General features: G+C 58.8%; 17 protein-coding genes and 2 pseudogenes. 12 read left to right on the top strand and 7 right to left on the bottom strand.

The genetic code is table 11. The features are described from left to right. Nucleotides 1-64: 64 nt before the first annotated feature. A complete protein-coding gene (gene norR, locus ACDZ94_RS03050) occupies nucleotides 65-1,612 on the bottom strand; it encodes a nitric oxide reductase transcriptional regulator NorR (protein WP_064454079.1) in 1,548 nt (515 codons plus the stop codon). Between the two features lie 147 nt (nucleotides 1,613-1,759). Here norR and hmpA point away from each other — a divergent pair, with 147 nt between their 5' ends. Further along, a complete protein-coding gene (hmpA, locus tag ACDZ94_RS03045) occupies nucleotides 1,760-2,941 on the top strand; it encodes an NO-inducible flavohemoprotein (protein WP_221295622.1) in 1,182 nt (393 codons plus the stop codon). A gap of 233 nt (nucleotides 2,942-3,174) precedes the next feature. Further along, entirely contained in the window at nucleotides 3,175-3,681 is a 507-nt protein-coding gene (locus ACDZ94_RS03040; protein ID WP_432751059.1) for a disulfide bond formation protein B, read from the top strand. A gap of 474 nt (nucleotides 3,682-4,155) precedes the next feature. Here ACDZ94_RS03040 and ACDZ94_RS03035 read toward each other — a convergent pair. Beyond that, nucleotides 4,156-4,446 (bottom strand): annotated as a pseudogene (locus tag ACDZ94_RS03035) (hypothetical protein). Nucleotides 4,447-4,473: 27 nt separating this feature from the next. Here ACDZ94_RS03035 and cyoA point away from each other — a divergent pair. From cyoA to ACDZ94_RS03000, 7 genes are all read left to right on the top strand, one after another. After that, complete coding sequence (cyoA, locus tag ACDZ94_RS03030; protein WP_432751481.1) at nucleotides 4,474-5,415, top strand: ubiquinol oxidase subunit II; 942 nt, start codon at nucleotides 4,474-4,476, stop codon at nucleotides 5,413-5,415. A 3-nt stretch (nucleotides 5,416-5,418) separates the two neighbouring features. Beyond that, the gene (cyoB, locus tag ACDZ94_RS03025; protein ID WP_064454075.1) at nucleotides 5,419-7,437 is read left to right on the top strand and encodes a cytochrome o ubiquinol oxidase subunit I; all 2,019 of its coding nucleotides are present in this window, start codon (nucleotides 5,419-5,421) and stop codon (nucleotides 7,435-7,437) included. A gap of 3 nt (nucleotides 7,438-7,440) precedes the next feature. After that, entirely contained in the window at nucleotides 7,441-8,067 is a 627-nt protein-coding gene (locus ACDZ94_RS03020; RefSeq protein WP_016971084.1) for a cytochrome o ubiquinol oxidase subunit III, read from the top strand. Then, nucleotides 8,067-8,408, top strand: coding sequence for a cytochrome o ubiquinol oxidase subunit IV (gene cyoD, locus ACDZ94_RS03015; RefSeq protein WP_010206434.1), 342 nt, complete (start codon nucleotides 8,067-8,069; stop codon nucleotides 8,406-8,408). Before ACDZ94_RS03020 ends, cyoD begins: the two co-directional genes overlap by 1 nt. A gap of 11 nt (nucleotides 8,409-8,419) precedes the next feature. Beyond that, nucleotides 8,420-9,307: a heme o synthase gene (gene cyoE / locus ACDZ94_RS03010; RefSeq protein ID WP_014719864.1), complete on the top strand. Its 888-nt coding sequence runs from the start codon at nucleotides 8,420-8,422 to the stop codon at nucleotides 9,305-9,307. A gap of 103 nt (nucleotides 9,308-9,410) precedes the next feature. Beyond that, entirely contained in the window at nucleotides 9,411-10,109 is a 699-nt protein-coding gene (queC, locus tag ACDZ94_RS03005; RefSeq protein ID WP_064454074.1) for a 7-cyano-7-deazaguanine synthase QueC, read from the top strand. A gap of 77 nt (nucleotides 10,110-10,186) precedes the next feature. Further along, nucleotides 10,187-11,269, top strand: a complete 1,083-nt coding sequence (locus tag ACDZ94_RS03000) for a pyridoxal phosphate-dependent aminotransferase (RefSeq protein ID WP_432751058.1) — start codon at nucleotides 10,187-10,189, stop codon at nucleotides 11,267-11,269. A gap of 151 nt (nucleotides 11,270-11,420) precedes the next feature. Here ACDZ94_RS03000 and ACDZ94_RS02995 read toward each other — a convergent pair whose 3' ends face one another. The 4 genes from ACDZ94_RS02995 to ACDZ94_RS02980 form a co-directional block, all read right to left on the bottom strand. Further along, complete coding sequence (locus tag ACDZ94_RS02995; protein WP_221295619.1) at nucleotides 11,421-12,137, bottom strand: hypothetical protein; 717 nt, start codon at nucleotides 12,135-12,137, stop codon at nucleotides 11,421-11,423. 69 nt (nucleotides 12,138-12,206) lie between these two features. After that, nucleotides 12,207-12,710, bottom strand: coding sequence for a DUF6622 family protein (locus tag ACDZ94_RS02990; RefSeq protein ID WP_432751057.1), 504 nt, complete (start codon nucleotides 12,708-12,710; stop codon nucleotides 12,207-12,209). A gap of 140 nt (nucleotides 12,711-12,850) precedes the next feature. Next, nucleotides 12,851-14,101 (bottom strand): 2-aminoadipate transaminase, encoded by a 1,251-nt coding sequence (locus ACDZ94_RS02985; protein ID WP_432751056.1) that lies wholly within the window; start codon nucleotides 14,099-14,101, stop codon nucleotides 12,851-12,853. Nucleotides 14,102-14,190: 89 nt separating this feature from the next. Continuing rightward, the gene (locus ACDZ94_RS02980) at nucleotides 14,191-15,084 is read right to left on the bottom strand and encodes a LysR substrate-binding domain-containing protein (RefSeq protein ID WP_407016183.1); all 894 of its coding nucleotides are present in this window, start codon (nucleotides 15,082-15,084) and stop codon (nucleotides 14,191-14,193) included. A 144-nt stretch (nucleotides 15,085-15,228) separates the two neighbouring features. On the opposite strand from ACDZ94_RS02980, the gene ACDZ94_RS02975 reads away from it, so the two are divergent. Then, nucleotides 15,229-16,257, top strand: coding sequence for an amino acid ABC transporter substrate-binding protein (locus ACDZ94_RS02975; protein WP_432751055.1), 1,029 nt, complete (start codon nucleotides 15,229-15,231; stop codon nucleotides 16,255-16,257). A gap of 162 nt (nucleotides 16,258-16,419) precedes the next feature. Here the strand turns inward: ACDZ94_RS02975 and ACDZ94_RS02970 are convergent. Then, nucleotides 16,420-16,602: pseudogene (locus ACDZ94_RS02970) on the bottom strand (Fis family transcriptional regulator); the annotation flags it as partial. Nucleotides 16,603-16,926: 324 nt separating this feature from the next. On the opposite strand from ACDZ94_RS02970, the gene ACDZ94_RS02965 reads away from it, so the two are divergent. Both ACDZ94_RS02965 and ACDZ94_RS02960 read left to right on the top strand, forming a co-directional pair. After that, nucleotides 16,927-17,082 (top strand): hypothetical protein, encoded by a 156-nt coding sequence (locus ACDZ94_RS02965; protein ID WP_407016184.1) that lies wholly within the window; start codon nucleotides 16,927-16,929, stop codon nucleotides 17,080-17,082. A 70-nt stretch (nucleotides 17,083-17,152) separates the two neighbouring features. Further along, nucleotides 17,153-18,361 carry a YcaO-like family protein gene (locus tag ACDZ94_RS02960; RefSeq protein WP_407016185.1) on the top strand — a complete coding sequence of 403 codons (1,209 nt, stop codon included), beginning with the start codon at nucleotides 17,153-17,155 and terminating at the stop codon, nucleotides 18,359-18,361.

Below are 18,361 nucleotides of genomic sequence, written 5' to 3'. Positions count from 1 at the left end.
TGTGGGAGGGGGCTTGCTCCCACATGGACCGAGGTGTCTACCGCCGCTTGGCAACCCCGTTGGTTTATTTGAGGCCCAGACGCTTGGCCATGCGGCCCAGGTTGGCGCGGTCCAGGCCGAGTTCGCGGGCGGCGCTGGCCCAGTTGTGCTGGTGGCGTTCCAGGCAGGCGCTGATGATTTGGCGTTGGTAATGCTCGGTGGCCTGGCGCAGGTCGCCGGTGACAACCGGGACTGCCTCGGCCTGGGCTTCGATCTCCGGCGGCGCGCTGACGTCGGGCAGGTCCAGGTCTTGCGCATTCAAGCTCAAAATTTTCGGACGCTCGCGGCAGTTACCCAGGGCCTTGAGTGCGCTGCGTCCGATCAAATGTTCCAACTCCCGCACGTTGCCCGGCCAGTTATAGGCCAGCAATGCCGCCTGGGCATCGCTGCTCAGGCGCAGGCTGCCCAAGCCCATGCGCGAGCGGTTCTGCTCCAGGAAGAACCCCGCCAGCAGCAGTACATCGCGACCGCGTTCGCGCAACGCCGGCACTTGCAGCGGGTACACGCTCAGGCGGTGATAGAAGTCGGCACGGTAGCGGCCATTGCGCACTTCTTCGGCCAGGTCGCGGTTGGTCGCGGCGATCAGGCGCACATCCACCTGATGTTCCTTGTCCGAACCGAGGCGCTGCAACTGGCCACTTTGCAGCACGCGCAGCAGCTTGGCCTGCACGGTCAGCGACAATTCGCCGACTTCATCCAGAAACAAGGTACCGCCGTTGGCCAGCTCGAACTTGCCGCGACGCTCATTCAGCGCGCCGGTAAAGGCGCCGCGCACATGCCCAAACAGTTCGCTCTCCACCAGGGTTTCCGGCAGGGCGGCGCAGTTGAGGCTGATCATCGGCTTATCCGCGCGGGGCGATGCTGCGTGAATGGCTTGGGCCACCAGCTCCTTGCCCACGCCGGTCTCGCCGGTGATCAGCACGGTCAGGTCACTGCCACCGACCAGTGTGATTTCCTCGACCAGACGCTTGTGCGCCTTGCTCTGGCCGATCATTTCCTTGTGCTGCTGGCCGCTGGCCTGGCGGTAGATCTCGGCACGCTGATGCTCATCTTCGGCGCGCAATGCCAGGCGCTCGATACGTTCGGCCACGGTGACCGTGGCCGCCGCCAGGCTGGCGAAGGCTTGCAGGGCATCCAGTTCGACGCGCTCGAAACGCTCGGTGTCCAGCGCGTCGAGGGTCAGCAGGCCCCAGGGTTTGTCGTCGATAAACAGCGGGCAGCCCATGCAGTCGTGCACTTGCAGGTGCCCATGCAGGCCATCGACCAAACCGTCGTAGGGGTCGGGCAGTTCGCTGTCGCTGTCAAAACGGGTAGGCCCGGGGCTGCTCAGCAGCACGGCGAAGCGCGGGTGTTCGCTGACCTTGAAGCGCCTACCGAGGGTGTCGAGGCTCAAACCATCCACCGCCAGGGGCACCAGCCATTCACCGTCCAGGCGCAACAACGCAGCGGCGTCGCATGGCAGCAGGGCGCGCATGGCTTGCAGCAGGCGCCGATAGCGCTCGCTTTCGGGCAGTTCGCGGGACAGGTCGGCGACGAGGGGCAGCAGGGTGGTGAGCAGCGATTGCGCAGTCATAATGACTCCTTGTAGTCCTTGTGACTATATTGCGTAGGAAGTCATATTGACTACTTAATATTTAAGTCATTGAAAAATAAACAATAATAAGTTGGCATGAATACTGAGTAAGTAAAGGCATTCAGTAATAAGACCCAGGAGTCTGCCATGCTTAGTGCCCAAGACCGTGCCATCGTCAAATCCACTGTGCCCCTGTTGGAAAGCGGCGGCGAAGCGCTGATCACGCATTTCTACCGCATGATGCTCAGCGAGTACCCGCAGGTTCGCCCGCTGTTCAACCAGGCCAATCAGGCCAACGGCGACCAACCCCGCGCCCTGGCCAATGGCGTACTGATGTACGCGCGGCATATCGACCAGTTGGACCAACTGGGCGACCTGGTCGCCAAGATCATTAACAAACACGTGGCCTTGCAAATCCTCCCGGAGCACTACCCAATTGTGGGCGCCTGCTTGCTGCGTGCCATCTCCGAAGTGCTCGGCAACGAAATTGCCACGCCTGAGGTGCTGAGCGCTTGGGGCGCCGCCTATGGCCAGTTGGCCGACATCCTGATCGGCGCCGAAGCCGCCATCTACGACGAAAAAGCCCAGGCCCCGGGCGGCTGGCGCGGTGCACGGCCGTTCCTGCTGGTGAAGCGGGTGGAGGAGAGTGACGAGATCATCTCGTTCTATTTTGCCCCGGTGGACAACGGCCCGATCCTGGCCGCCGCGCCGGGCCAGTACATTGGCATGAAGCTGGTGGTTGACGGCGAAGAAGTGCGCCGTAATTACTCCTTGTCAGCCTTGAGCGACGCGGGCCTTTACCGCATCAGCGTCAAACGCGAGGCCGGTGGCCGGGTGTCCAACTTCCTGCATGACCAAATGCACGTCGGCGCGACCATTGACCTGTTCCCGCCGTCGGGTGAGTTCACCTTGGTCGCCAGCGATAAACCGCTGGTGTTGATCAGCGGTGGCGTGGGCATTACCCCGACCCTGCCAATGCTCGAAGCGGCCTTGGCGACTGAGCGCCCGGTGCACTTTATCCACTGCGCCCGTAACGGCGGGGTGCATGCGTTCCGTGATTGGGTGGACGCCCTGGCGGCCAGGCACCCGCAACTCAAACGCTTTTACTGCTATGCCGAGGACGACGGCGTAAGCCCTGCGGCGGACAAGGTCGGGATGCTGAGCCAGGAGCAACTGGCGGCATGGTTGCCCGAACAGCGCGACCTGGACGCCTACTTCCTGGGCCCTAAAGGCTTCATGGTGGCGATCAAACGCCACCTCAAGGCTCTGGGCGTTCCCGAGCAACAAGCCCGTTACGAGTTCTTCGGCCCGGCTGCGGCGCTGGAATAATTGTCCGGAAACGACGCTGCCCAATTGTGGGGGCGGGCTTGCTCGCGAAAGCGGTGGATCAGTCACTTTAAATGTCGACTGACACGCCGCCTTCGCGAGCAAGCCCGCTCCCACATTGCTCCTCCATTTCCCCCTGATTAATCCGCTGTTAACCCCCTTCTGTTTTAACCATCCCCTGTGTGTAAACTTGCGGCCATCAGGCATAAACCATAATCAGGTAAAGGGAAACGGGGATGAGTGACGAATTGCGTATAGGCAGGGAGCAGCGCTTTCTGGTGTTGCTGGGCATCATCTGCCTGGCGCTGATCGGCGGTGCGCTGTACATGCAAGTCGTGTTGGGCGAGGCGCCGTGCCCGCTGTGCATCCTGCAGCGCTATGCCTTGTTGTTGATTGCAGTATTTGCGTTCATCGGGGCTGCAATGCGCCGCAAAGGCGCAGTCACGCTGTTTGAAGGGTTGGTCGTACTCAGTGCGCTGGGCGGCGTCGCTGCGGCCGGCCACCATGTGTACACCCAGTTCTTCCCGCAAGTCAGCTGCGGCATCGATGTGCTGCAGCCGATTGTTGATGACTTGCCGCTGGCCAAGGTGTTCCCGCTGGGGTTCCAGGTTGATGGCTTCTGCAGCACGCCGTACCCGCCGATCCTCGGCCTGTCGCTGGCGCAATGGGCGCTGGTGGCGTTCGTGCTGACGGTGATTCTGGTGCCACTGGGCATTTACCGGAATCGTCGACCCAACGCCTGAGCCCGTTCACTGAAACGCCCCGGCCCTCCTTGAAGGAAGGCCGGGGCGTTTTTGTTTGTAGGGATTTGTGAAAGCGCTGTGACGAGGGGCAACTTGAGGTGCGCGCAGCGTGCGACATGTTGTCACACGGAAGCCGCCGCAGGACGTTTCTGGTGCGTCGGGCCTGCCCTTAAATTTGCGCCACACGGCCAAATTGTGCTGTCAGTTCGTGGTTTGAATGATGCCGCGAGTGCCGCATGGTTCGAGCCGTTCGGTGATGTCCGAATGCCTTGTATTATGGGGACTTGGATGCGTTTTGCATGCCCTTACAGCGTGTAAGGGTTGAGGGGCTGTGCTCAATAACACGGCAATTTTTGTGGTTTTTGTGGAGAATCGAACACGATAAGATCGCGAACCTTTGCAGGAATGGTGAAGGATTGTTGCTGGAATCGATAAAAATTATTTCTTTATAAGACATGGTTTATACATCGCTAGCTAACTACAATCGCCCGCACTGGATGTCCGGTGCTGTTCAATATTTGAGCATTGGAGCGGTCGAGGGGCAGAGGGATGGCTCTGTGCGACCCCAGGTTCCGGCAGCCTTTCAACTTTCCGCACCAAATGGAATTGGTCTGTAACAAGGCCTTTAACCACGAAATCGAATAAGAACTCACCGCAGGTCCGTGAAACGTCCATTTATGGCGTGCCGGGCAGGCTCTTATTCAATCGAAGAGAAATGCCAACCCTTGGCAGGGTGAAGTGTTGGCGATCAAAACCCAACTGCATTGCGCAAGCTGCTTTAGAGGTCGTGAGATGAGTAAAAACAGGTACCCCCGATTACTAGGCTTTTTGCCGCTGCTTGGCATGATGTTAATGCTGGGAGGCTGCAAGTGGACCTTGCTCGACCCAAAAGGACAGGTCGGTCTGGATGAACGAAACCTGATCATCACCGCCACCCTGCTGATGCTGCTGGTCGTGGTCCCCGTGATCATCATGACCTTCGCCTTCGCCTGGAAATACCGTGCGTCGAACACCAGCGCGACCTACGCGCCGAAGTGGTCGCACTCCACCAAGATCGAAGTCGCAGTGTGGCTGGTGCCGATCCTCATCATCATTGCCCTGGGTTATGTGACCTACAAGTCCACCCACGCACTGGACCCGTACCGTCCGCTGGAATCCGACGTCAAGCCGATCAACATCGAAGTGGTTGCGCTGGACTGGAAGTGGCTGTTCATCTACCCGGACCTGGGTATCGCCACTGTTAACGAAATCCAGTTCCCGGAACACACTCCGCTGAACTTCAAGATCACCTCCGACGCCGTGATGAACTCGTTCTTCATCCCAGCTCTGGGCGGCCAGATCTACGCAATGGCAGGCATGCAGACCAAGCTGCACCTGATCGCCAACCAGAAAGCTGAAATGGAAGGCATCTCCGCCAACTATAGCGGCGCTGGCTTCACCGGCATGAAATTCAAAGCGATCTCGACAAGCCAGGAAGATTTCGACGCCTGGGTAGCCAAAGTCAAGGCCGCACCTAAACAGCTTGATCAAGCTGAATACGATGCCCTTGCCAAACCAAGCCAGAACAACCCAGCCGCTCTGTACTCCGCGTACACGCCGGACCTGTTTCAGAAAATCGTCGACAAGTACGAAGGTATGAAGCCAGGCAAGCCGGTCAAGCACGAGAAGAAAGAAGTGGCCGCGGTTGAAGGTTCTGACACGGGCTCGCATTCAACTGCTGGGGCAGAGGAGTAAACGATGTTTGGTAAATTAAGTTGGGATGCGGTCCCGTTCCACGAGCCGATCGTGATGGTGACCATCGCCATGATCGCGCTGGGTGGTCTGGCACTGTTTGCTGCAATCACGTATTTCAAGAAATGGACCTACCTGTGGACCGAGTGGTTGACGTCTGTCGACCACAAGAAAATCGGTGTCATGTACGTCATCGTTGCCATGGTCATGCTGCTGCGTGGTTTTGCCGACGCCATCATGATGCGTACCCAGTTGGCCATGGCCACCGAGGGTTCGCCTGGCTACCTGCCGCCTGAACACTATGACCAGATCTTCACCGCTCACGGTGTGATCATGATCATCTTCATGGCGATGCCATTCTTCACCGGCTTGATGAACCTTGCCTTGCCGCTGCAGATCGGTGCGCGTGACGTTGCCTATCCGTTCCTGAACTCCCTGAGCTTCTGGCTGCTGGTGTCCGGCGTTGTGCTGATCAACCTGTCGCTGGGCGTCGGCGAATTCGCCAAGACCGGTTGGGTTGCGTATCCGCCATTGTCGGGTATCCAGTACAGCCCTGGCGTAGGTGTGGACTACTACATCTGGGCGCTACAGTTATCAGGACTCGGGACGACACTGACGGGGGTCAACTTCCTGGCCACCGTCCTGAAAATGCGCGCCCCTGGCATGAAACTGATGGACATGCCGATCTTCACCTGGACCTGCACCTGGGCCAACGTCCTGATCGTGGCTTCGTTCCCGATCCTGGCCGCTACCATGGCGCTGCTGTCGCTTGACCGTTACCTGGATTTCCACATTTTCACCAACGAACTTGGTGGCAATCCAATGATGTACGTGAACCTGTTCTGGGCATGGGGTCACCCTGAGGTGTACATCCTGATCCTGCCAGCGTTCGGTATCTTCTCTGAAGTGATCTCGACCTTTACCGGCAAGCGCCTGTTCGGTCACCACTCGATGGTCTACGCCTCCGGCGCGATCTCCGTACTGGGCTTCATGGTTTGGCTGCACCACTTCTTCACCATGGGCTCGGGGGCGAGCGTCAACGCCTTCTTCGGCCTGGCGACGATGCTGATTTCCATCCCGACGGGGGTGAAGCTATTCAACTGGCTATTCACCATCTACCACGGCCGTCTGCGTATCACCAGCCAGGTTCTGTGGACCCTGGGCTTCATGGTGACCTTCGCCATCGGCGGCATGACTGGCGTACTGCTGGCCATCCCGGGTGCTGACTTCGTACTGCATAACAGCCTGTTCGTGATCGCTCACTTCCACAACGTGATCATCGGTGGTGCTGTATTCGGTTACATCGCTGGTTTCAGCTTCTACTTCCCGAAAGCGTTCGGCTTCAAGCTGCACGAAGGCTGGGGCAAGGCTGCATTCTGGTTGTGGATCTCGGGCTTCTTCGTTGCGTTCATGCCGCTCTACGCTCTGGGCTTCATGGGCATGACCCGTCGTCTGAACGCTACGACCAACCCTGAGTGGGTGCCGTACCTGTACGTCGCCATGTTCGGTGCGGTGATGATTGCTGCGGGTATCGCCTGCCAGCTGATCCAACTGTATGTGAGCGTGCGTGATCGCAAGCAGAACATGTGCGAATCCGGCGACCCATGGAATGGCCACACCCTGGAATGGTCGACTTCGTCGCCACCGCCGTTCTACAACTTCGCTGTGATTCCTACTGCGAACACGATCGATGCGTTCACCGAAGCGAAGGAAGACGGTACTGCGTACCAGCAGCCCAAGCACTACGAGCCGATCCACATGCCAAACAACACCGCCACTGGCGTGGTGATGGGTGCGCTGTTGACCGTGTTCGGTTTCGCGATGATCTGGCACATCTGGTGGCTGGCAATCGTGGGCCTGGTTGGCACTATCGGTTACTTCATCATTCACGCTGCCCGTGATGATCAAGGCTACATGGTGCCGGTCGAAACGATCGAGCGCATCGAAGCCGAGCAACACGCTCGCCTGGTAGCCGAGAAGAAAATCCCGGCCAACCGTGTAGAAACCTCGTTGGAACAGGCTTAAACCATGTCGAACTTAGTGACCAATGCTGGACACGCCCATGTCGATGACCATGGGCACGATGACCATCACCACGACTCGGGGCCGATGACCGTTTTCGGTTTCTGGCTCTACCTGATGACCGACTGCATCTTGTTTGCGTCGATCTTCGCGGTGTACGCGGTACTGGTAAACAACGTAGCGGGTGGCCCGTCGGGCCACGACATCTTCGAACTGCCTTACGTGCTCGGCGAAACCGCCTTGCTGTTGTTCAGTTCGATCACCTACGGCTTCGCCATGCTGGCCTTCTACAAGGGCAGCAAGAAAGGCGTCCTGAGCTGGTTGGCACTGACCTTCCTGTTCGGCCTGGGCTTCATCGGCATGGAGGTCAACGAGTTCCACCTGCTGATCTCCGAAGGCTACGGCCCGCACCGTTCCGGCTTCCTGTCTGCGTTCTTCACGCTGGTAGGCACCCACGGTCTGCACGTATCTGCCGGCCTGCTGTGGATGGCGGTGATGATGTATCAGGTCAATAAACACGGCCTGACCAACACCAACAAGACCCGCCTGAGCTGCCTGAGCCTGTTCTGGCACTTCCTGGACGTGGTCTGGATCTGCGTATTCACCGTCGTCTACTTGATGGGGACCCTGTAATGGCTAATGCACACTCCCATGACCATGACAGCCATGATGCGAGCCACGGCAGCGTAAAGTCTTACGCTATCGGCTTCATCCTGTCGGTAATCCTGACCCTGATCCCGTTCGGCCTGGTGATGTACCCAACCTTGCCGAAGTCGATCACCTTGATGATCGTTCTGGCGTTCGCGGTGATTCAGGTTCTGGTTCACCTGGTGTACTTCCTGCACCTGGATCGCTCCAAAGAGCAGCGCGATAACGTGATTGCATTCGTGTTCGCAGGTCTTGTGATCCTGCTGCTGGTTGGCCTGTCGATATGGATCATGTTCAGCATCCATACGTTCATGATGGCGAAGTGAGGTAAGACCCGATGTCGCTTAAGCACTTTATCCAAATCACCAAACCGGGGATCATTTTCGGTAACGTGCTTTCTGTGGCAGGCGGTTTCTTCCTGGCCTCCAAGGGACATGTCGATCTGGCCATCTTCCTGGCGGCAATGATCGGTACGTCCCTGGTGGTAGCTTCCGGTTGCGTGTTCAACAACTGCATCGACCGCGACATTGATATCAAGATGGAACGCACCAAGAATCGTGTGCTGGTCCAGGGCCTTATCTCCCTGAAACTGGCACTGATCTACGCGACCGTCCTGGGTGTTGCCGGTGTGGCACTGTTGTACAAGGTGGCCAACCCGTTGGCGGCGCTGTTTGCCGTGATCGGCTTTGTCATCTACGTCGGCCTATACAGCCTGTACCTCAAGCGCAAGTCGGTTCACGGCACGCTGGTGGGCAGTCTGTCGGGGGCGATGCCGCCGGTGATTGGTTATGTGGCTGTAACCAATAGCTTCGACATGGCCGCGCTGGTGCTGCTGGTGATGTTCAGCCTGTGGCAGATGCCGCATTCATATGCCATCGCGATCTTCCGCTTCAATGACTACCTGGCTGCTTCGATTCCGGTCCTGCCGGTCAAGCGTGGCATTCAGGTCGCCAAGAAACACATCTTGCTCTACATCCTGGCCTTCCTTGTGGCGACCTTGATGTTGACCTTCAGTGGCTACGCCGGCATGAGCTACCTCGCCGTCGCCGCCGCCATGGGCATGTACTGGTTGTACATGGCCTGGACCGGCTACAAGGCAGTGGATGACACTGTCTGGGCGCGCAAGCTGTTCGTGTTCTCGATCTTCACCATCACCGCGCTCAGCGTGATGATGTCCCTGGATTTCCAAGTGCCGAAAGAGCTGTTGCTGACCTACGCTCACTGATCGTTCAAGCATTAAAAAACCCCGCCTTCGCAAGAAGCGCGGGGTTTTTTATGGCATGCCCTTTAAACTATTCCCACCTTCTACAAATGCAGGAAGCAACGTGATGAGTAAAAAAGCCGTTATGGTCTTCAGTGGCGGGCAGGATTCGACCACCTGCTTGATCCAGGCGCTGCCGCTGTATGACGAGGTGCACTGCATTACCTTCGATTATGGCCAGCGTCATGTGGCGGAAGTTGAAGTCGCACAGCGCTTGGCACAACAACTGGGGGCAACCGTTCATAAAGTGATGGACGTGTCCTTGCTCAACGAGTTGGCCATCAGCAGCCTGACCCGCGACAACATTCCCGTGCCGACCGTGAACAGCTCAGGCGAAAGCCTGCCAAGCACCTTTGTGCCGGGCCGCAATATTCTGTTCCTGACCTTGGCGTCGATCTACGCCTATCAGGTTAAAGCTGAAACCGTGATTACCGGCGTGTGCGAAACCGACTTCTCGGGCTACCCCGATTGCCGGGATGAGTTCGTCAAGGCGCTGAACAAGGCACTTGAACTGGGTATGGATTACACGCTGCGCCTGGACACCCCGCTGATGTGGCTGAACAAGGCCGAGACCTGGGCGCTGGCTGACTACCACCACCAACTGGAGCTGGTTCAGCACCAGACCCTGACCTGCTACAACGGCATCATTGGCGCCGGTTGCGGTAATTGCGACGCGTGCAACCTGCGCGCGCGAGGCTTGAGTGACTACCTGCAGAACAAGGCGGATGTCATGCAGAGCCTGAAGCAGAAGCTGCAGCTGAGCTAAATCAGCCGACACCTGCCTCGTCATACTCCTTTGTACGTGCTGTGCGAATTCATCACCCGCCTACAAGGAGTAGCCCCATGGTCAGTGTCAGTCGCCGGTCCCTTCTCGCCTTCGGTGCCGCTTTGCCGGTGCTGGGGCGCCTCGATTGGGCGGTTGCCAGCCCGTCACCGGCAGCGGCTGACACGGTGCGGCTCAACTATAACGAAAGCCCCTATGGCCCCTCGGACGCCGCTCGCGAGGCGATGCAGCGCGGCATCGGCAGCTCCGGGCGTTACCCCTACGGCCACATGTATGCCCTGGCCGGCCTGTTTGCCCGCCAGCAAGGCATTGCCGAAGAACAGGTCGCGGTATTTGCCGGTTCCATGGCGGCCTTGCGCTATGCCGTATTGGCGTTTACCAGCCCGAGCCGCGGGCTGGTAATGGCCACGCCGTCCTACGAAGTGCCGCGCCAGGCGGCCGAGTCGTGGAAGGCGCCGGTGCGGGAAGTGAACCTCGATGCGCGTCACGCCCATGATGTGCCAGCCATGCTCGCCGCCGATCCCCAGGCGGGCATGCTGTACCTGTGCAATCCCAACAATCCGACCGGCACCGTGACGCCCACCGAAGTGATCCGCCAGGCATTGGCGAACAAGCCCAAAGGCAGTGTGCTGGTGGTGGACGAGGCCTACATCGACTTCTCCGACGCCCAAAGCTGTGTCAGTTGGGTCAAGGACCACGACGATTTGCTGGTGCTGCGCACCTTCTCCAAAATATACGGCATGGCCGGCGCACGCCTGGGGCTGGCAATCGGCGCCCCGGCACTGCTGGAGCGTCTGGCAGTGTTCGGCGGCGACAACGTGCCGGCTGCCTCGACGTTGCTCGGCGCCCGGGCGAGCCTGGAAGACCCCAAGCTGCCGGCGCAACGCAAGGCGCTCAACACCCTGTTGCGCGATGAAACCGTGGCGTGGCTCAAGGGCCGAGGGTTTACCTGCACCGCGTCGCAGAGCAACTGCTTCATGATCGATGTGAAGCAACCGGCGGAGCAGGTCATCGAGAAGCTGGCTGCACACGGCGTCTTGATCGGGCGGGTGTGGAAAAACTGGCCGCAGTGGGTGCGGGTGACGGTGGGGAACAAGCAGGAGATGGCGCGTTTTCGCGAGGTGTTTGCAGCGACTGTTTGAGCTGATGCAGCTGTTTGAGCAACCCACATCAAATGTGGGCGCTGGCTTGCCTGCGATGCAGGCACCCCGGTGTATCCGTCACACCGCGGTGATGCTATCGCAGGCACGCCAGCTCCCACATTTTTAGTCCAGCTGTGTTGCAGATACCGGGTTACTGCTGCGCGATGCTGTACCCATCAAACGCAGTCTGTTGCTGCAGTGCAGTAATCACGCTCTTGCGGCTCAACGGCTGCTCAGCGCCGGCGTTATCCACAAAGCTTTCGACGTCGAGCTCCGCTTCATCGCCTTCACCCACAAAGCTGAAACCCAGGAACTCGAACGCCTCGCGGTCAACGTTGAGCTTGGAGCGCGGTGTGCGCAGCGGCAGCGTGACGCTGATGCCGTCCTTGCTGATGACAAACACTTCGGCTTCTTTCTTGGGCCGTGAAGCTTTGCTCTTGCCGGCGCTCGGGTTGCTGATGGCCTGGTGGGACTGGTTCAGCACCTTGAGGGCCAGGCCGTAGACCAGCTCCTGGAACTCGGGGTCGTCCTTGAAACTGGACAAGAGGCGGCTGATCGAGAATTTGCTGCTGAGGTCTTCCAGGGCGATGTTGTCGGCGGCCTCGGCATCTTTGAGTTGCTTGAGCTGGCCCATCAAGTCGTAGGCCTTGTCGTCGTCAAAGGCGTCGTGGGCTTGGCGGATCGCCACGCGCAATTCGCGGATCTGGTCGCTTTCCTTGGAGGTGTGAAACGCGTCCAGCACCATTTCGCTGATGATCTTGGCGGCAGGCACATGCTGTGAAAGATTGATGGCGTTTTCGTATTCAGCTTTGGATTGCAAGGCGACTACGGACTCTTCGGCGGATTTTTCAGTGTAAGAATCGGACATTAAAATTTCACTACTTCAATAAACGGAACAAAAAAGCGTCGCGCATTTTCAGTGGGTAGAGGGATCAGGTCAAGGCAGCACAATGCCCTTATCGCGGCGCAAGGCAGCCAGCGCCCGCTGCAGCCGTACGGCCCGCCCGCAGAACAGACCGACGGTAAACCCGGACACCCCGCCTACCGCCACCAGCATCTCGTGCGTGCTCAATAGCAGTGGGTGCACCGCCTGCTGGTAGCCGAAGTAGTACTTCACGGCAAAGAACAGTTGCGAGATCAGCAGGGTCTTCCAGGTGCCCGCCAGTACCAGGGTTTCGCCATTGGCATCAAGCCGCGCGCCTCGTGCGTTGAACAGCCACATTCCCAGCAGGCTGCCTGCGAGTGCGCCGGCAACCCAGGCGCTGCTCGACAGGATCGAAGGCGCCAGCGACATCAGCGACCACACCACCAGCACCACCGGCAGGATCATCAACGAACGACGAGTCTCGCGCCCGCCCAGGCAGGCCTTGATGCCGTAGTAACAAATCCACAGGTAAATGGCGTACACCCAAAGGGGCGTGCCTTGGAGGATATCGAGCATGGGTGCTTCCGTGCGGTGTATGGGTAGGCGCTGAATAGTCGTTGAGCCGCTACGGGTTTGTCCATCGAATTGGGGCTGGCGCGCAGCAACACGCCACGCCGGACAACGTCAACGTGGCCTACGCCAAACAATCCACGGTATTAAGCCAACTGCTTGAGGCAGTCCTCCAGGATATCCAGGCCTTCCTCCAGCACGGCGGGCTCGATGGTCAGCGGAGCCAGCAGCCGGATGATATGCCGCGACTTGCCGCTGGGCATCAGCAGCAAGCCGGCGTCCCGCGCCAGGCTCAGCAGTTGGGTCAGTTGCCTGGACGCGGGCGTGCCGTCGGCGTTGGCCAGTTCGATGCCGCGCATGGCACCGACGCCGGTCAGTCGGCCCAAATAGGGTGACAGGCGCTGTTCGCGCCAGGCGGCATACCGGCTGACGATGGCTTCTTCCTGCTGTGAACCCCAGGTGCTCAAGTGTTCATCGGTCATCGCATCCAGCGTCGCCAAGGCGGCCGCGCAAGCAATCGGGTTGCCGGAATAGGTGCCGCCCAAGCCGCCTTTGGGCAAGTTGTCGAGCAGCGCTTTACGCCCGACCACCGCGCCCAATGGCACGCCACCGGCGATGCTTTTGCCGAGCAGGATCAGGTCCGGTTCGATACCCAGGCGCGAGAAGGCAAAACGCTGGCCGGTACGCCCGAACCCGGACTGGATTTCATCGGCGATCAGCAGGATGTTTTTCTCGTCACAGAAGCGGCGCAAGGCCTGCGCGAACTCGATATCCAGGGCCAGAAAACCGCCTTCGCCCTGCACCGGTTCGATGATGAAACAGGCGACATCGTCGACGTCGATTTCAACGCTGAACAGCCGGTCCATGGCCTTGAGTGCCTCACCGCAGGTCACGCCGTTGTCGGCGCTGGGGTAGGGCAGGTGATACACCGGGCCGGGCAGCACACCGATTTTTTGCTTGTAGGGCGCCACCTTGCCATTGAGGTTGAGCGTGGCCAAGGTGCGGCCGTGGAAGGCGCCGTCAAAGGCGATTACCGCCGTACGGCCAGTGGCGCCGCGTACGATCTTCAAGGCGTTTTCCGCCGCTTCCGCGCCGCTGTTGGTGAGCATGCCGCTGACGGGGTAGCCCACCGGGATAAACGCGGTCAGGCGGTCCATCAGTTCGATATAGGGCGCGTGCGGCGCGGCATTGAACGCGTAGTGGGTGAGCTTGGTCGCCTGTTCGCGAATCGCCGCGACAACGCCCGGATGGCAATGCCCGAGGTTGAGCACGCCGATGCCGCCGACAAAATCGATGTAGCGCTTGCCCGTGGTATCCCAGACTTCAGCGTTCTTGCCATGGCTGAGGCTGATGGGGTGAACGATGGAAATCGACTGGCTGATGGTTTCGCGGCTCATGAATCTCGGACTCGGCAATGGCGGGCTTCTTTTTATCTAAGCCGCGCGCCATGCCCTGTCGCAAACGAAATAAAGTCGCCGGGTCATTATTAAAAGTCGGGATGTGCGTGTGTGTAGTTCACCATCCAGTTCAGGAAGGCTTTCACTTTAGGGACCTCACCGGCATGTTCGGCGTGGGCGATAAAGTGGGCGCCGGCGCTGGGCATGGCGTAATTCCAAGGGGTCATCAGGCTGCCGTTGGCCAACTCGTCGGCCACCAGGTACTGCGGCACCAACGCCACGCCGTAGCCCGATTGCGCCGCGCGGATGCACATGTAAAACGTATCGAAGCGCGGCCCGTGGTAGCTGTTCTGCGAGTGCAGGCCCTGTTCCAGAAACCACTCATGCCAGGCTTCCGGGCGCGACGTGCATTGCAGCAACGTGTGGCGTGACGAAGCATCGCTGCCCTCGGTGACAAACCCGGGCGCACACACCGGCACCACGGCTTCGCGAAACAGCTCGATGCAGGTTGCTCCCGGCCACGAGCCCTGGCCGAAGAAAAACGCGATATCGGCCTTGGCCTGCAGCACGTCAAAGGGCTCCAGCTCGTTGCGCACATCGAGGTGGATATTCGGGTGCTTGGCGGCGAAATCCTTGAGCTTGGGCACCAACCAGCGGTCGCCGAACGTCGGCTGGGTGGCGATGCGCAGCACCTCGGTCTCGCCACCATAGGTGAGGATGTAGCGGCTGGAGATGTCCACCTGGGTCAGGATCTTGTGCACCTCGGCGAGGTACAGCGAGCCCGCCGGCGACAGATATAAACGCTGGCGCACCCGTTCGAACAGGTTGTGGCACAGCATTTCCTCGAGCTGCGCCACCTGCTTGCTCACGGCACTTTGGGTCAGGTGCAGCTCTTCGGCGGCGCGGGTGAAACTCAAGTGGCGGGCGGCGGCTTCGAAGCATTGCAGGGCGGTCATCGAAGGGGTCAAGCGTTTTGAGATCATGCAGTTCATTCCAAATCGGAAGGAGCCTTTGCCTAAAGGTCGTTTGTGACAGGGGAGTAAAGCCGTCGATACTGCGCGGCAACACTATAAACCGGCGCGGGCTGTGCGGCGCCGAATAATAAAGTTCGACAGGGAGTGCCTCGCATGAAACACCTCAAAACCACTTTGGCCGCGCTCACTGCGGCTGCGGCCGTGGGCCTGGCGGGCAGTGCCCACGCGGGCGTCACCCTGGATGCGATCCAGAAGAAAGGGTTTATCCAGTGTGGCGTCAGTGATGGCCTGCCGGGCTTCGGCGTGCCCGACGCGAACGGCAAGATGACCGGCATCGACGTGGACGTGTGCCACGCGGTCGCCGCTGCCGTGTTTGGTGATGCGTCCAAGGTGAAGTTCAGCCAGTTGACCGCCAAAGAGCGATTCACTGCGCTGCAATCGGGTGAAATCGAACTGATCTCACGCAACACGACGTGGACCAGTTCCCGCGATTCCGGCATGGGCCTGGTGTTCACTGGCGTGACCTATTACGACGGCATCGGCTTTCTGGTGAACAACAAGTTGGGCGTAACCGGCGCCAAGCAATTGGACGGCGCGACCGTCTGCATCCAGGCCGGTACCACCACCGAGCTCAATGTTTCGGATTACTTTCGTACCAACGGCATGAAGTACACGCCGATCACCTTCGACACCGCCGACGAAAGCGCCAAGGGCCTTGAAGCCGGGCGTTGCGATGTGCTGACCACCGACCAGTCGGGCCTTTATGCGCAGCGCATCAAGATGGCTCACCCGGATGAGTTTGTGGTGCTGCCCGAGGTGATCTCCAAGGAGCCGCTGGGGCCGTTGGTACGCAAGGGCGACGATGAGTGGTTCAGCATCGTCAAGTGGACCCTGTTTGCCATGCTCAATGCCGAAGAGATGGGCATCAATTCTCAGAACGTCGAAGAGCAGGCCAAGTCCACCAAGAACCCTGATGTCGCCCGCCTGCTCGGTGCCGACGGCGATTACGGCAAAGACCTGAAGCTGCGCAAGGACTGGGTGGTGCAGATCGTCAAGCAAGTGGGCAACTACGACGAAGTGTTCGAACGCAATATCGGCCAGGGCAGCGTGTTGAAGATCAAGCGTGGGCTCAATGCGTTGTGGAGCAACGGCGGCATCCAGTACGCGCCGCCGGTACGCTGAGGTGAGTGCTGTCGAGTTTTAGCGAGGCTGCGACGCAAGCCCTGCAGTGCATCGGGGCTTGCGTTGTTTGAACAGGTGGGCGCGCGCTGTTTTAGCTTAGTGGCGATAGGCACTTACTTGCGTGGGTGGCGCTCGTTCCATCGTGTTCACTTGGCCTGACTTTTACGCCATCAGCGGTCTTGCGTTGCAATTGGGCACAAGGCGCACTTCGACTCTTTGGCCCAAAGCCCTTGCCGCGCTCGCCAAGGTTGCCAGTGTCATGCCTGCATCGTTTTGGTCCAGCGCCCGATCTACCGCTGTGCGGCTGGTGTGCATACGTTCTGCCAACGCTTTTTTACTGGCCTTAAAGTCGGCGGTGGCCGACGTCAGCCAGAAACACATGGCTACTTCAGCCCATCCCTAAGCAGCATTGATTTATTTTGCTGTTTTCAGGGCACTCGATAGTTAACGTTACTCACGTTTTACCCCGACCAGTTGGGTTTGAATAGGCTGAAACAGGAACGATGCCATGTGACCTACCAAATCTTGTAGTTGAGCATTTGGGGGGGGGCTATAAAAAGGTTTCTGCTCTTTTAGGGCGCGTCACATTGCCGCATTTATTTAATGAATGCCTCAGTACCTAAAAGAATACTGGCCGATAACGGCACTCACTAGCTCAAGGATATTCACATGAATCAAGCAACTAATGAATCGTTCGCCCTCGACGCTTCTGCTGTCGAAGCGTTTGCTGACATTCTGAATGACGAAGGCCAAATGCGCGCTGGGTTTGTTATTCACGAGTCCAATAATATGATCACCGCTGATGTTGAAGAAATCAGCAAGTAATAAAGTGCGTGCTATTCGTTTATTCGGATAGCACGCAGTGCGTGTGCTCAATACTTCAACGGGTTCAAACATGTTTCGCATGACCTCAAGTTTGCGTAAGGCATCACTGTCCGACACCTTGGCCCATGCCAGAACACTTGCACGGCAGTTTGGTATTACCCGTGTTACCAATACGACGTGGCTGGACAAGATCGGTATTCCGGTGTTCGCCAGTATTCGTCCTGATGCCGTTGAAGGCTCCTTGTGCGTGAGCGCGGGTAAGGGCATGCGTGCGGCAGAAGCGCAGGTCGGTGCCTACATGGAAGCGATTGAATTTGCCATCGCAGAATATCGGAACAGAAACATTGAGGTGTTCCTGTCCACCCCGCGCGAGGTCGCGGCTCAAGCAGGCTTTGATTACGATTTCGTGGATTTTTGCCCAATCCTTGGCGTGCCTATCGACCCTGATGGGCCATTGGTGTGCGTCCATGCTCAGGACATTGCCAGCGGAAAAACCTTTGCCGTACCTGCCGAGCTGATTTTCTCGCCGTTCAACGAAAACCAGGGCCAGCGAATTTTCGGCACCAGCACCAACGGGCTCAGTTCCGGAAACACTTTGGATGAAGCAAGCGTTCATGGCATCGCGGAAATCGTCGAGCGCGATGTCCAGGCTTTTAACTTTATGAAAAACACCTCCCGTCTGGTCCGGCGTGACTGCGTGGTCGAGACGCTCGACCCGTTGTTCAACCGTGTCGAGCAGGCCGGGTTGAGCGCGGTGGTCAGGTATACCCCCAGCGTGATTGGGCTGCCTTATTTCCAAGGGTTCATCCTGGAGCCGTCCGACGATGCGCCCATTGCGATTTCGTGTGGGTCGGGTTTGCACTTGTGCCGAGACATTGCGGCTGTGAGGGGCCTTGCAGAGGCGGCGCAATCCCGGCTGTCTTACATTCATGGCGGTCGGGACGACTTGATTGAGCGATTCAAGTACTTCAGCACCGATGGTCGCGAAGCTGAACTCGACGCTGTTGCCCGCTTGCGTCGGGACGTCAACGACACTCGCGAGTCGATAGCCTACTCATCGATTGAGGATGCCAACTCGGAAATCCACAGCATCGAGTCAGCCTTGGAGTGCCTGCTACAGCGCTTGAGAAGCAATGGTTTCAGTCAGGTCTTGCGGGTGGTACTGAGTAAAAACGATTCGCCGTTGGCAGTGGTCAAGATCGTCATCCCGGGCATGGAATCGTTCCAACCGGCACTCAAGCGCGCAGGTCCTCGCCTGTCCCGCTACATCACACGCTAG

Source organism: Pseudomonas sp. UBT, from assembly GCF_050915955.1.
In the GTDB taxonomy this organism is placed as follows: domain Bacteria; phylum Pseudomonadota; class Gammaproteobacteria; order Pseudomonadales; family Pseudomonadaceae; genus Aquipseudomonas; species Aquipseudomonas antarctica_A.
This window is presented reverse-complemented; position numbering and strand designations above follow the sequence as displayed.